This is a genomic window from Candidatus Methylacidithermus pantelleriae, from assembly GCF_905250085.1.
GTDB lineage: Bacteria > Verrucomicrobiota > Verrucomicrobiia > Methylacidiphilales > Methylacidiphilaceae > Methylacidithermus > Methylacidithermus pantelleriae.
Map to the genome: position 1 here is coordinate 45,738 of NZ_CAJNOB010000006.1, position 13,343 is coordinate 59,080.

The following is a 13,343-nucleotide window of genomic DNA, read 5'->3' on the forward strand; positions in this document are numbered from 1 at the left end:
AGCACTTTCGGGCGAGGAAAAAGCGAGGCGAATGCAAGAGAAAAAAAGCCCCTGCTTTTCGTGGGGGGAACGAACTATCCAACAGGGGAAAGGAGAATCATCGACCATGTCTCACCCGACCGATCGCTTCCCTCACCGGTTCCCGCTTTTCGATCCTTGGCTCACCCGCCGAGAACAAAGGCTCATCCTCTTTCTTCTTGCACTTACGCTGGCGGGTGGCATGATGGGTCTTGTGCGGGATCGCTTGTTCCCACCGCAGTGTACCTTGCCGGATCAAGTGAAAGATCAACCCCTAACCCCATAAGACCATGTTCAAACGGGACTTTTTGCAAATTGTGGAACGCATTCACGAAGAGGATCCCCGGTATTCGAAGGATGTGTACCTTTTTGTGCGGGAAGGTTTGGATTACACGCTCAAATCCTTGCGACGCAAGGGAGCCCCTGGCCGGACTCGTGTCACTGGTCAGGAGCTTCTAGGGGGCCTTCGCGACTATGCTCTGCGGGAGTTCGGTCCCATGAGTAAAACCGTGCTCAACGAGTGGGGCGTGGAGAATTGTGAGGACTTGGGCAGGGTTGTCTTTCACCTTGTCCGCTATGGGGTTCTCGGAAAAACGGAAGCTGACTCGCTGGAGGATTTTCGGCAGGGATTTAGCTTTGAGGAAGCCTTTGTCAAACCCTTCCAGCCCCGTCGGGATTCCCGAACAGTAAAAAAGGGAAAGAAAAGCCCAGGGGCCCGCTCAAAGAAAGGAAAAATGGGGGCTCAGAAGAACTCCCAGGCCTCGTCGGAACCTGCCCCGTAAGGCCCAGGGTCTTTTCCCAACGGTTAGGGAGTGGGCGGGTCTTGGGGGGAGTCGTCCCAGGGAACAAAGGGGACAGGGGTAGGAGGATAGGAGTGGGGACTTCTTTTGGCGAAACACTGGTTCGAGAGCTTGCCAATGGTTCCTTTGTCCTTGTCCATCCCGATTCAGAGGTCCGTGTAGTTTCGATTCAATTGTGGTGCCACACGGGAAGCTTTCATGAAGGGAGATGGGCGGGTTCCGGAATCTCGCATTTCCTTGAGCACCTGATTTTTAAGGGTAGCTTGGCCCGCTCGGGCCAAGAGTTTGTCCTAGGCTTACAGGAACTGGGGGGTCACGTAAATGCGTACACTTCTTTTGACCGGACGGTCTATCATGTTGACTTGCCGGCCGAACATTGGAAAGAGGCGCTAGAACTTCTCTGCGACGCGGTACTGCACCCTGCGATTCCGGAACCGGAATTTGAACCGGAAAAAGACGTAATTCGCAGAGAACTGGCCATGGTGGCCGATGATCCGGACGAAGAGCTGTTTCAATTAGGACTTCGGACGGCCTTTTCCCATCATCCTTTCCGTTACCCGGTCATTGGGATCCCGGATCTTTTTGAGGCGTTGACTCGAAAGGATGTGCTTGCGTACCACCAGGAGCGGTATTGCCCCCAGAATCTCACACTTGTGGTCTCGGGCGCCGTCGAGCCGGCTGAGGTTTTCTCAGAAGCAGCCCAAAGTCTGGGGAAGGAAAAAGCAAGGCCTATGGCTCAGAGCTACATTCCCGGGGAACCGGACCAGATGGTGCCCCGCAGAAGCCAGAAGGAATTTGTGACAGAGGTAAGCCGGGTTCTTTTCCTTTACCAGATTCCAGGATATGAAGACCCATCCGGGTTGCCGTTGCTTTTGCTCTCACTCGTAGCCGGGGGGGGAAGAAGCTCCCGGTTCCACCGGATCCTCGTGGAGGAGGAGGGGCTTGCGGAAGAGGTGGAAGTTTTTACGCATATGGCTTTGGGAGCGGGTGTTTTTGGGGTGGGGGCTCGGTGCCAGAACGAAAAGCGAGGTCGGCTCATCGCACGCATTCGAGAACTGGTTGACCAGCTTGGCAAAAATCCTGTGGCCCGCAACGAGCTGGAACGTGCTCGACGGCAGGCTCTTTTACAGCGGTGGCACAGCTTAAAAACGGCCTCCGGGAGGGCCGGTGCCATTGGTTGGGGGTGGCTTGTGGCTCGGGATCCGGGTTTTTACGATCGGGTGGTCGAACGCATCCAGGGGATCGAGGAGGAAGAGATCGTGGAGTGCGCACGGCGCTTTCTGGATCCGCGGCGGGAGAATCTTGCCGAGCTTGTTCCCAAGGGTGAGCGTGAGCCCTTCCTGGAAAAAGGGCACGCGCATGGTCATGGAGAGCTTCCCTTGCCGCACCGCTATCGACTGGGCAAAGGGACCCGGGTGGTGGCCCGCCAGGATCAAAGGGTCCCCTTGGTTGGATTTCATGTCCTCTTCCCGGGGGGAGTTTTTTATGAAAAACCGGAGACGGCGGGGCTGGCTCGCCTGGCTGCCCAGCTCCTTCCCAAGGGGACCCGGAGGCGAAAAGCCATGGAAATCGCCGGCCGGGTGGAGGAACTGGGTGGGTACTTGGAAGCGGATGGGGGGAATAATTCGGCGCGGTTGTCGATCGAGCTTCTCAAGCAAAGCTGGCGGGATGGGCTAGAGATTTTTTTGGAAATTCTTATGGAATTTTGTTGCCGGGAAGAAGAGCTCGAAACGGAACGCAGAAAACAACTCTCGCTTCTTGCAGTGGAGCGGGAAGATCCGGTTTCTGTGGCTCGGGATCTTCTACGGCGCACCCTCTTTGCCGGGCATCCCTATGAGCGCAACCCGTTAGGAACGCCGGAAACCCTTGCCCGGGTCGGGCCGCAGGATGTGGAAGAGTTTGTTCGGGAGGTCTTCTTTCAAGCGAGCGCCGTCTTCGGGGTGGCTGGAGATTTTTGTTGGGAAGAGGTCCAAGGAATGATGGAACCGGTTCTTTCGGCGTGGGGCCAAAGCGTTCCCGGAGAGCCTACGGGTTTTCCACCTGTTCCGCTCCGTGAAAAGCCGGTGCGTGTGGAACAACAGCTCCCGAAGGAGCAAGCAGTTATTTTCATTGGGTTTCCCACGCCGGGTCTCCAGCATCCTTGGCAGATTCCCTTGGCGATTGCAGCGGAAGCTCTGAGTGACCTGGGGGGCCGGCTTTTCGTTAAAATTCGACAAGAGCACGGGCTTGCCTACTTTACGGGAGCGACGCGGTTTTTGGGGCTTGCGGGTGGATGGTTTGCTTTCTATGTGGGAACCGACCCCACGCGCAAGGAATGGGTCGAAAAGCTTCTTTGGGAAGAGATTGAACGACTGGCCGTTTCAGGGCTGGACAAGGGGGAAGTCGAGCGGGCGAAAGCGAAGCTTTTAAGTGAGGATCGAATGAGCGATCAGGATACTGCTGGGGTGGTGGCGGCATCTGCTCTGCATGAACTGGTAGGGCTTGGCTACGATTACGCGTGGAGGCGAAGGAAAAAAATTGAGGCATTAACTGAGGAAGAGGTCCGGGAGTGTCTCGTTGGTTGCCTGGGCCAAAAGGGGCCCGTTACGGTGGTAGTAAGCCCGTAGGGGAAACGGGCCGGAGGGAGAACCGGATGAGCGAGGGTTATCTTTCGCAACAGGAACTTTCCCAGAGATTCATGGGGCTGGTCGTGCGGCTCGCACAGGAGGCGCTTTACCTTCTGCGGGGTGGGTCCGGGGAGGGTCCTGTGTCATTGCGATTGGAGGAAGCCCGGGCGATCATTGACGGACTTGAGGCTTTGCAAGTGCGGGTTGCAGGGAATGTGACAGAGGAGGAACGGAGTCTTTTGGAGGGGGTGTTGACCCAGCTGCGGCTTGTCTTTGTGGAGGCGGTGACGCGAGGGTCTGAAGCAAAACCCGCGGGGAAGGCCCAAGAATCCGCTGTGGCCCAGGAGGTTCCTTCTGGGGAGAGCGGCAAAGAGCAAGCTCCGGCAGGGGAGGAGCTTGGACGTAAGCGGTTTGTTAAAAAGTATGGACCAGGCGAGTAACGCTGCTTGCTTAAGACGGGGTTTTTTCCTGTGTCCCGGTCTTACGGGCGTGTGAGGGAGTTGAGAGGGAGACTTTTTCCCTTCTAGCCAAACGGCTTGGAAGGGGCGGGTGGTTTCCTTGCTCTTGGTGGGTAAGCAGGGTAACCTATTCTCGAACAGTGAGTTTTTCCCAACCCATTCGCCTTGTTCCCCATGGTTTGAGGAATGGTTCGGCGGTAGACCGTCGGAAGGTCAACTACCTTCGGATTTCGATCACCGACCGCTGCAACGAACGCTGTCTCTACTGCATGCCGGAAAAGTACGCCGGCTGGGTGCCTCGCGACGAGCTATTGAGTTACGAGGAGATCCTCGCAATCGTGAAGGTGGGTGTATCGCTGGGGTTCCGCCATTTTCGCGTGACCGGGGGCGAACCTCTGGTCCGGCCGGGCGTGGTAGGGTTTGTGGAGCGACTGATCGGACTTCCGGGAGTCGAGACGGTGTCTTTATCGACCAATGGGACCCGGTTGCCTGAACTGGCTGAGGGGTTGTGGAAAGCCGGGTTGCGAAGGGTTAACGTGAGCTTGGATGCACTTGACCCCCAGCGCTACCGGGAGATCACCCGCGGAGACATCGATCCTGTGTTGGAGGGGATTGAGCTATGTCGCAAGCTTGGCTTTTCCTCGCTTAAGATCAATACCGTGCTTTTGCGAAACCGGAACGAGGAAGAAATCTGGCCCCTGGCAAAGTTTGCAGCCAGCCGGGGTCTTGTGATCCGGTTTATTGAGCTTATGCCCGTGACCCGAAGTGACATGCTTGCGGAGGAGAATTTTTTTTCGGTTGAGGAAGCCAAGAGGTCTTTGGAAAAGTACGATCGGCTCGAGCCGGTGAATCTCAAGCTGGGTTTGGGCCCGGCAAAATACTTCCGGTTGGCTCGTCTTGGGGGAATTGTAGGATTTATCGGGGCAATTTCGGATTCTCGTTTCTGCGATGGATGTAATAAGATGCGTCTGACGGCCGATGGGAAACTCCGCCCTTGTTTGGGGGACCACGCGGAGTGGGATCTTAAGCCTTGCGTTCGGCCGGCTCTCGACAGGGTGAGGTTGAAGGAATGCTGGGAGGCCGCGTTGGCAGCCAAACCTCTGGCCCACTCGTTTCGAGAGGGATACCAGCCGGGAAGGGTGATGACCGCCATTGGAGGGTAGATGGCCAAGGTTCGTATTCTTGCTTTTGCCGAGGCTCGGGAGCTTCTGGGAGAAGGGGAGATTTGGGTAGAAGCAAGCTTGTCCGAATCTCCGCGCTTGATTCTGCAACGACTGTACCCGGATAAGATCCAAAAACTTTCGTCCTGGCGAGTGGCCGTGGACCGGCAGTACTGGGAGTGGGATCGGCCGGTGGGTACTGCGGAAGAAATTGCGGTCATTCCTCCGGTAAGTGGGGGATAGGGAGCTGGTGTAAGTCTTTGCCGGAATCGAGGAGCCTGACGCCGGGAGTTGACTCAAGTTATGGGCAGGATCTTGACACAACGGGATGGTCCCATGGAAATCTCGGTCCGGCTGACCTCCCATCCGTTGGAGTCGTGGGAACTTTCCTTTCCTCTGGACGGGTCTTCGGGGGTGGTTCTGGTCTTCTACGGTGTCGTACGCCGGGAGGAGCAAAACCACTGGATTGAGGCTCTCCACTACGAAGCGTATGAGACGATGGCCAAGGAGGAGCTTTTCCGGATTTGCCAGGAGCTAGGCAAACGATATCCCTGCCAGCGAGTGGAGGTGGTGCACCGGGTGGGGAAGGTGCCTGTTGGGGAAGCTTCTCTTGGGATCCGAGTTTTTGCCCGCCACCGCAGCGAGGCCTTGGGGTTATTGACCGAGCTTGTGGACCGGTTGAAAGAGCGCGTGCCCATCTGGAAAGCGCCCTGCACCATCAACAACTCATAGGCTATGGATCCCCTAGTGCTGAGAGAGCCTGGCTATCCGCGGCCGGGCAGCAAAACGCGGGTGCGGGTTTGGAGGTTTGAAAAGGAAGGAGTGTGGAACCGGCCGGATGAGGTGGCCACCGAGGAGCCGATGGAGATCCGAATCTCGGCAGGCCAGCAAACCCGCACGGTTGCCATTACGATGCGAACTCCCGGGGCGGATTTTGAACTGGCTGCCGGTTTTCTTTTCGGCGAGGGAGTGGTCCAACGGCCCGAGGAAATTGCCGAGATTTCCTATTGCGTGGATCCAGCCATCGAGGGAGAGCAACGCTATAACGTAGTCAGTGTCTTTCTCAACCGGGATTGTCTTCCCAGTCTAAAAGGTTTGGAGCGGCACTTTTACGTTTCAAGCGCGTGTGGTCTTTGTGGGAAAACGACCTTGGAGAGCCTCCGTATCCGGGGAGCGTCTGGGAGAGAAAAAGCACCGCAACTGCGGGTTTCCCCGGAGGTACTCCTTTCCCTGCCCCGTTGCCTGCAGGAAGGACAAAAAATCTTTCAATCGACGGGCGGGCTTCATGCTGCTGCCCTTTTTCACATTGATGGCACGCTGGTAGCCGTGCGGGAAGATGTTGGACGCCACAACGCGATGGACAAGCTCGTGGGCTGGGCGTTTCTTTCGGGCAGGTTGCCTCTGGGCTCCCACGTGGTACTGGTGAGCGGTCGCGCCAGCTTTGAGCTTGTTCAAAAGAGTGTTTTTGCCGGAGTGCCCATCTTCTGTGCGGTATCGGCTCCGTCGAGTCTTGCCGTGGCGGTGGCGGAAGAGTTTGGGATTACACTGGTCGGATTTCTGCGGGGGGACCGGTTTAACGTGTACACTTGGCCCGAGCGCTTGCTTTCGCAGGTCAAGAAGGAGGGGCCATAAGGAAGAAAATACCACGGTCTAATCCATGGGAGCAGGGCTCGAGGTAGGAATCACCGGAGTGATCCTGGCGGGGGGCAAGGGGTCCCGGATGGGCGGGGTCGATAAGGGGCTTGTAGCCCTTTCGGGCAGACCGCTGATCAGGTGGGTCCTGGACCGACTGGGTCCCCAGGTTGATCATCTTTTGATTAGTGCCAATCGCAACCAGGACTGTTACGCAAGTTTGGGAGTGCCTGTCGTCTCGGACCGGGAGCCCTGGACTGGTGTGGGGCCGCTTGGTGGGATCGCACGGGCCATGGAAGAGGCGACCGATCCTTTTGTTATGGTGGTTCCGTGTGACGCTCCCTTTGTTTTCCCCGATCTTGTGGGGCGGCTGTTTGCCTGTTGTCAAAGGACGGGCAAGGAGATGGCGATTGCCCATGATGGAAGAAGACCCCAGAACCTCTTTGCGCTCTTGCGGCGGGACCTTGTAGGACGGCTGCACGAATATTTGTCGAAGGGAAACCGGAAGGTGGAGGGGTTTTTTACTCCCGATCGGACGGCATGGGAGTTTTTTAGGGACTCGGAGATTGGGTTTTTCAATATCAATTCTTCCCAGGATTTGGCTTGGGCAGAGAATTTGCTCTCGGGCAAGATGGCCAAAGGTGCGGAAGGCCATTGCGAAACGTAAGAGGACCCAGGGGGCCGGTGGTTTCCTTGTTATGGCTCTACCCTTGGAATCGTATCCGGTGATCGGGTTTGTGGGATGGAGTGGTTCAGGCAAAACCACCCTTCTTAAGGAGATCGTTCGCCGGTTGCGCGAGCAAGGAAGAAAAGTTGCGGTCATCAAGCACGCTCACCATTCCTTTGATGTAGATCATCCCGGCAAGGATAGTTACGAGCTCCGACACGCGGGAGCGCGGAAGGTTCTTGTAGCTTCCCGGCTTCGGTGGGCTCTGATGGTCGAAACGCCGGAAGGAGAGGAACCAGACTTGGGAAAACTTCTGACGATCGTAGGGCAAGACCCCCCTGATCTCATCCTGGTGGAAGGGTTTAAGAGATTCCCTTACCCCAAGGTGGAGGTTTATCGTCCCTCTTTGGGCTTGCCTCCACTCTATTCCAAGGATCCCCACGTGGTCGCCGTGGCTTCCCCTTCTCCGGAAAGGGAGCTTCCCGCGGGCGTAACCTGGCTTAATCTCAACGAACCGCAAGAAGTTCTGGCGTTTATCGAGAGAAGGCTCAAAGACCGCGTCGTCCCATCCTAACCCCGAAGGTCCTTTGGGTGACTTGCAAGGAAACCCGGCAAAAACCTCGTAGCTTTTACGCTTCCTCGTAACAAGGAGCGCAACTTTTACTGAAAATTCCAACTAGGTTTGAGCGGATTGTGCGGGCAACCTGACTAGGCAGGAACTCCCTCCAGTCCGGGCAAAAGACCCCCTTTTTCCTCATCGGTGCCCTTTTTCTTGGGAAGCGGGGCTGGTTCCGGAGGGGGTGTGGTCAGGACCGGAGGAGGAACATTCTTGGGAGGTGGGTTGAGTAACCGTCCGTGGCGGACAATCTCGACCACGTGAGATCCATCCAGGGTTTCGTACTCCAGGAGCGCATTGGCCAGAGCTTCCACCTTGTCGCGATGGGCAAGCAAAAGCTCCGTGGCTCGCTGATAGGCCTGGTCGATAAAGTTTTTCACCTCCTTATCGATTTCCTGGGCGGTGGCCTCACTATAGCCTCGTGCCGTTCCTAAATCCCTTCCCAGAAACACAAGCGTAGGATCGTCAGAATAGTGGACTGTGCCCAGCTTCTCGCTCATTCCCCATTCGCAGACCATCCTCCGGGCAAAGGCGGTTGCTTGCCGGATATCGTTCGAAGCACCGCTGGTAATGTCACCCAGAAAAATTTCTTCCGCCACCCGACCCCCCATGCAGACACAGAGATTGTCCAAGAGCTCCTTTTTCTTTGCGTTATATTTGTCCGTCTCGGGAAGCATCATAGTCACCCCCAGAGCAGGACCTCGGGGAATAATGGTCACCTTGTGCAAGGGATCCGTGTGCTCTAAAAGGACGTTTAAAACCGCATGGCCGGCTTCGTGGTAAGCGGTTCGCCGTTTGTCCTCTTCGGTCATGGCCATGCTGCGCCGTTCTTTACCCCAACGCACCTTGTCCCGGGCTTCCTCCAGCTCGGCCTGGGTAATAGCCTCCTTGTTCTTTTTGGCCGCAAGAAGGGCAGCCTCATTGATGAGGTTAGCCAGCTCTGCGCCCGAAAACCCGGCCGTCCCGCGGGCTAAAGCTCGAAGATCCACGTTGGAATCAAGTTTGGTCTTTTGCGAGTGCACCCGAAGGATCTGCTCCCGGCCCTGGATATCAGGAAGGAAAACATGGACTTCGCGATCAAACCGTCCGGGACGCAAAAGGGCCGGATCAAGAACATCCTTCCGGTTGGTCGCTGCCATAACAATAACCCCTTCACTGGACTCAATCCCGTCCATTTCGACCAGAAGCGCGTTGAGGGTCTGCTCTCGCTCGTCATGGCCGCCTCCAAGGCCCGTTCCGCGGCTTCGGCCCACAGCATCAATCTCGTCAATAAAAACGATGCACGGAGCGTTGCGCCGGGCTTGTTCGAACATATCGCGGACGCGCGCGGCTCCCACCCCGACAAACATTTCCACAAAATCCGACCCGCTGATGCTAAAGAAGGGCACATCTGCTTCACCGGCAATCGCCTTGGCCAAGAGAGTCTTTCCCGTTCCCGGAGGTCCGACCAGAAGCACCCCCTTGGGGATCCGCCCGCCGAGTCGCTGGAACTTCTTGGGATTTTTGAGAAATTCGACGATTTCCTGAACTTCTTCTTTGGCTTCTTCAATCCCGGCGACGTCTTTGAACGTCACTTTGGTTTTACCCCCGCTTAGGAGCCGGGCGCGGCTCTTCCCAAACGTAAAGGCAGAACGACCCGCCATCCGGATCTGCTGCCGGAAAAGGAAGTACAGGGCTAGAATAAACAGGACAAAGGGGAGTACGCTCATAAGAGCCTGACCCCAAAAGTTATGAACGATCTTGACTTCAACGTCTGGGAACCCCTTGGAGGCCAGAAGGTTTTGCAGGTCCCGGTTAAATTCTAAATCCACCACCGTTCGGAAAGGAACCAGGGTAAGCTCGGGATCCGTGGGGCTATGGGGTCGCAGGTACGTCCCTTCAAGATAGGTCTGGCCGCCCGATGTATCCCGGACAAAGGTGAGACTTTTGACACGTCCCTCATCCAAAAGCTGCCGGAGCTGGGGAAGAGTCTTTTGTTCGATGCCAATTCCCTGGTTTAAGCTCAGGTAATAGGCCGCCGCCACAAAAGCAATGGAGAGGATAAAAAAGAGCATTCCCCTCCAGTTACTATCCGGTCGGTTACCGTCTCGCGAGGGATCCTCGGGCCCGCCCGCCGGGCGGCGATTCTTTTTCAGTATCCGCTGAAAGACTTTCGGCATAATGTTTAGGCTCCGCTTGTAAGCTTAGCGTGTCCTTATGGCAACGTCAACCAAGGGAAGGCCGAAGGATTTCCCTGGTTGCAAGCCAAACGCGCCAGCTTTGTTTCCTCATTTTTTCTTTGTTCCCTGTTTTACGCTTTCACGTTTTCACAATTAGGAAGCTTTTGGATTGGAAAGCCTTCCCATCTTTTTTTCTTTTCTGCCGTTTGAATCTTGCTGGGAACTCCTTTCCAACTCCTTCCTTTCCCCCGCCGGCACGACCCGATAGAAAGTGTCCCGCTGCACTGGGATTCTGCCCGCTTCCCGGATGAGTCGCTCGAGCTTTCGGGCCGTTGTCCCTTGGGGAGTGGTAGCCCCAGCCATGTGATAGATCCGCTCTTCTTGCAGTGTCCCATGGAGATCGTCGGCTCCAAACGCTAGGGCCACCTGGGCTCCTGCCAGTCCCATGCTCAGCCAATAGGCGGTAATATGGTCAAAGTTGTCGAGGTAGAGCCGGCTAACGGCGATCGTTCGAAGCTGGTCCAGTAGGCTGGTTTTCCGGACGACCGGAAGGCGCCCGCTTCCATCCGGCTGGTAAGGAAGGGGGACAAAGGCGGTAAACCCACCGGTTTCGTCCTGAAGCTCTCGAAGCCGGCGCAGGTGGTCGACACGATGGGAAACCTGTTCAATGTGACCGTAGAGCATAGTGGCGGTGCTTCGTTGTCCTAGCTTGTGCCAGATCCGGTGAACTTCGAGCCACTCCTCGGCGGTTTCTTTACCGCGGCAGATCTGGTTGCGGATTTCCGGATGAAAAATTTCCGCACCCCCTCCGGTGAGCGCATCAAGCCCCGCATCCTTCAACTGTTGGAGAGTTTGTTCAATGGGAAGCCGAGCAATACGACAGGCCAGATGACGGATTTCAATGGCGGTAAAGGCTTTCAGCTGGATTCCTGGGCACGCTTTTTTGATCTCCCTGACCAGCGCCAGGTAGTAATCGAAGGGGAGCTTGGGGTGAAGACCTCCGACGCAATGAATTTCCCTAATGCCTTGCCGGTAACTGTGCTCTGCCTCTTCTACCAGCTTCTCGATCGAGAAGGTAAAGGCCCCCTCTTCACCCTCCCTTCGATAGAAGGCGCAGAACCGACAGGAGAGGATGCATATATTAGAATAGTTCAGGTAACGATTGACGATGTAGGTAGCCACAGCCCCCTGTTTCCGGTGGCATGCGTAATCCGCTAGCCGGCCCACCGCGTGGAGGTCGGGGCAATCAAAAAGCCGAAGGGCATCCTCCTCGGAGATCCGTTTTCCCTCACAAACCTTCTCCCCGATATCCTCCAGTCCCGCACCTTTTAGGCTCTGGTACAGAGAGTCTTCCATGGGAACGTGTTTACCACGGCCAGTTTTCGATAGCTAGGCTTAAAGCGACGCCGGCAAACAAAAGGAGCGATACCGCGCTATTGACGTGGAAAAACGCATGTTGCACCCGTACAGGATCGCCGGAACTACAGAGCAAATGCTCGTACGCAAGGGCGAAGCTTACGGCCAAAAGGGCTGTAAAATACGGCCAGCTCAGATGAGCGGCCATCCCAAAAGCGCTCCATGCGATCCAGGCAAGCCCGTGAAGTACGATGGCTACCACAAGGCTGGGGCGGACTCCAAAGCAAGCCGGGAAAGAGTAAAGTCCCAGTTTTTGATCGACCGACACGTCCAGTGTCGCATAAACGAGGTCAAAGCCAAAAGTCCAGAAAAAGACAGCCAGCGCCAGAAGATAAGGGATGGGCGAAGCGAGCTCTTGCCGGACGGCCGCCCAAGCCCCAAGGGGAGCCAAGGCAAGCGCAAGGCCAAGAAACGCGTGGGAAAAGGGTGTGAAACGTTTGGTCAACGAGTAGCCCAAAAAGATACAGGCGGCCAGGGGAGCCAAAAGGAGGCACACACGATTTAAGGCTGCGGAAGCGGCAAAAAATATCGCTAGACCCGCTCCGCAAAGGATGAGCGTTTCCGTTCGGGTCGCAAGTTCTGCACGCTCTTTTGTCCGGGGATTCACGCGGTCGTAGTCCCAGTCGGCGTACCGGTTAAAGGCCATGGCGGCCGTTCGAGCACCTACCATCGCCAAAAGAATGAGGAGGGTGGTTCGGAGGGGCGGCAAGCCACGGGAGGCGACCAGCATTGAAGAGAGGGCAAACGGGAGGGCGAAAAGGGTGTGGCTAAATTTAATGAGTCGAAGGAGTTTCTGGATCTTTTCTACGATCATCCTTCCTCTGTATCCATCCACCGCGGCGATAGCTCGTTGGGAATTCCAAGCTGGTCCAAAACTCGGGCCACGACGGTATCGGCTAGCTCCTCGAGGGTAGTGGGCCGGCTATAGAAGGAGGGACAGGCGGGGATCACGATCGCCCCTGCTTCCAAAAGTGTCACCGCGTTGCGAGCGTGAATGGCGTTCCACGGCATTTCCCGTGGTACCAGGATGAGCCTTCGACGTTCCTTTAGGCAAACATCTGCAGCTCGGGTAATGCTATTGTCGGAGATCCCATGAGCAATCCGGGCGAAGGTGGCCATGGAGCACGGGACAATGACCATCCCGTCAAACCGGGCTGAGCCGCTGGCAAAAGGTATACGAAGAGAACGTTCGGAATGGACCGGAAAACGCTTGGGAATGGGCAGTTCTTCCCCTTCCAGGGCCAGGACTTCCTTGGCTCTCTGGCTCACAATGATGTGGACCACGTGCGATGTTTGGGAAAGGAAGGAAAGAAGACGCCTGGCGTAGATCATGCCGCTTGCCCCGGTAATGGCGACCAGTAGCTTCATCGTGATGGCCGGGCTTGGGATCCCACCAAAGGAGGGTGACGCTGGGAAATTACTCCGCCTGGGCAGTTTCTGCGAGGGGTTTGTTGGCAAAAAAGATTTCCTCCCTTTGCGAACCTTCGAGAGGTTCGAGGGGTGGGTAAGCTTTTTCTTCGGAAAAAGCCGCGTTCACCTGGGCTATTGACCGTGACAGGAAAAGAAGTAAGGTAGGAAAAACCATTCGGGAGGGGGCTTCCGTGGGCAAAAATGGAGAAGACGGAGGCAAGCGATTGTCCCGCCGGAAGAGTGGAAGCGCTGATAGCTTACTCGGTCCCCAGGAGGAAGAGGGGTCTCTCGCTCCTCCCCCGTTGCCCCCCGAATTTTCCACGCTTTCCAGTGCTCCCGAAAGCGCTCCGCAAACTTCCGCGGCACAACCAGGGCTAGCTGAAAGGGTAGTCCCCCCACCT

At 56.4% G+C, this 13,343-nt stretch carries 15 protein-coding genes; 10 read left to right on the forward strand and 5 right to left on the reverse strand.

Going from position 1 to position 13,343, the window contains the following annotated elements:
• Window positions 1-106 precede the first annotated feature (106 nt).
• The 10 genes from KK925_RS03025 (at window position 107) to mobB (ending at window position 7,915) form a co-directional block, all read left to right on the forward strand.
• Complete coding sequence (locus KK925_RS03025; RefSeq protein ID WP_174582918.1) at window positions 107-304, forward strand: hypothetical protein; 198 nt, start codon at window positions 107-109, stop codon at window positions 302-304.
• Between the two features lie 4 nt (window positions 305-308).
• Window positions 309-800: a Minf_1886 family protein gene (locus KK925_RS03030; protein WP_174582919.1), complete on the forward strand. Its 492-nt coding sequence runs from the start codon at window positions 309-311 to the stop codon at window positions 798-800.
• A 92-nt stretch (window positions 801-892) separates the two neighbouring features.
• Window positions 893-3,424 carry a M16 family metallopeptidase gene (locus KK925_RS03035; protein ID WP_174582920.1) on the forward strand — a complete coding sequence of 844 codons (2,532 nt, stop codon included), beginning with the start codon at window positions 893-895 and terminating at the stop codon, window positions 3,422-3,424.
• 26 nt (window positions 3,425-3,450) lie between these two features.
• A complete protein-coding gene (locus tag KK925_RS03040) occupies window positions 3,451-3,864 on the forward strand; it encodes a DUF1844 domain-containing protein (protein WP_174582921.1) in 414 nt (137 codons plus the stop codon).
• Between the two features lie 158 nt (window positions 3,865-4,022).
• Window positions 4,023-5,045 carry a GTP 3',8-cyclase MoaA gene (gene moaA / locus KK925_RS03045; protein WP_236027826.1) on the forward strand — a complete coding sequence of 341 codons (1,023 nt, stop codon included), beginning with the start codon at window positions 4,023-4,025 and terminating at the stop codon, window positions 5,043-5,045.
• The gene (locus KK925_RS03050) at window positions 5,046-5,285 is read left to right on the forward strand and encodes a MoaD/ThiS family protein (protein ID WP_174582922.1); all 240 of its coding nucleotides are present in this window, start codon (window positions 5,046-5,048) and stop codon (window positions 5,283-5,285) included.
• A 93-nt stretch (window positions 5,286-5,378) separates the two neighbouring features.
• Complete coding sequence (locus KK925_RS03055; RefSeq protein ID WP_174582923.1) at window positions 5,379-5,774, forward strand: molybdenum cofactor biosynthesis protein MoaE; 396 nt, start codon at window positions 5,379-5,381, stop codon at window positions 5,772-5,774.
• Between the two features lie 3 nt (window positions 5,775-5,777).
• Window positions 5,778-6,674, forward strand: coding sequence for a formate dehydrogenase accessory sulfurtransferase FdhD (fdhD, locus tag KK925_RS03060; RefSeq protein WP_174582924.1), 897 nt, complete (start codon window positions 5,778-5,780; stop codon window positions 6,672-6,674).
• Between the two features lie 25 nt (window positions 6,675-6,699).
• Window positions 6,700-7,341, forward strand: a complete 642-nt coding sequence (gene mobA / locus KK925_RS03065) for a molybdenum cofactor guanylyltransferase MobA (RefSeq protein ID WP_174582925.1) — start codon at window positions 6,700-6,702, stop codon at window positions 7,339-7,341.
• 31 nt (window positions 7,342-7,372) lie between these two features.
• Complete coding sequence (mobB, locus tag KK925_RS03070; protein WP_174582926.1) at window positions 7,373-7,915, forward strand: molybdopterin-guanine dinucleotide biosynthesis protein B; 543 nt, start codon at window positions 7,373-7,375, stop codon at window positions 7,913-7,915.
• A 134-nt stretch (window positions 7,916-8,049) separates the two neighbouring features.
• Here mobB and ftsH read toward each other — a convergent pair whose 3' ends face one another.
• The 5 genes from ftsH to KK925_RS03095 all read right to left on the reverse strand — a co-directional run.
• Window positions 8,050-10,011: an ATP-dependent zinc metalloprotease FtsH gene (ftsH, locus tag KK925_RS03075; protein WP_174582934.1), complete on the reverse strand. Its 1,962-nt coding sequence runs from the start codon at window positions 10,009-10,011 to the stop codon at window positions 8,050-8,052.
• Between the two features lie 258 nt (window positions 10,012-10,269).
• Entirely contained in the window at window positions 10,270-11,472 is a 1,203-nt protein-coding gene (gene mqnE / locus KK925_RS03080; RefSeq protein WP_174582927.1) for an aminofutalosine synthase MqnE, read from the reverse strand.
• A 10-nt stretch (window positions 11,473-11,482) separates the two neighbouring features.
• A complete protein-coding gene (locus KK925_RS03085; RefSeq protein WP_174582928.1) occupies window positions 11,483-12,346 on the reverse strand; it encodes a UbiA-like polyprenyltransferase in 864 nt (287 codons plus the stop codon).
• Window positions 12,343-12,900: a UbiX family flavin prenyltransferase gene (locus KK925_RS03090; RefSeq protein WP_174582929.1), complete on the reverse strand. Its 558-nt coding sequence runs from the start codon at window positions 12,898-12,900 to the stop codon at window positions 12,343-12,345. Before KK925_RS03090 ends, KK925_RS03085 begins: the two co-directional genes overlap by 4 nt.
• Window positions 12,901-13,074: 174 nt before the next feature.
• The coding region (locus KK925_RS03095) for a hypothetical protein (protein ID WP_214096245.1) at window positions 13,075-13,343 on the reverse strand (269 nt) is incomplete at its 5' end.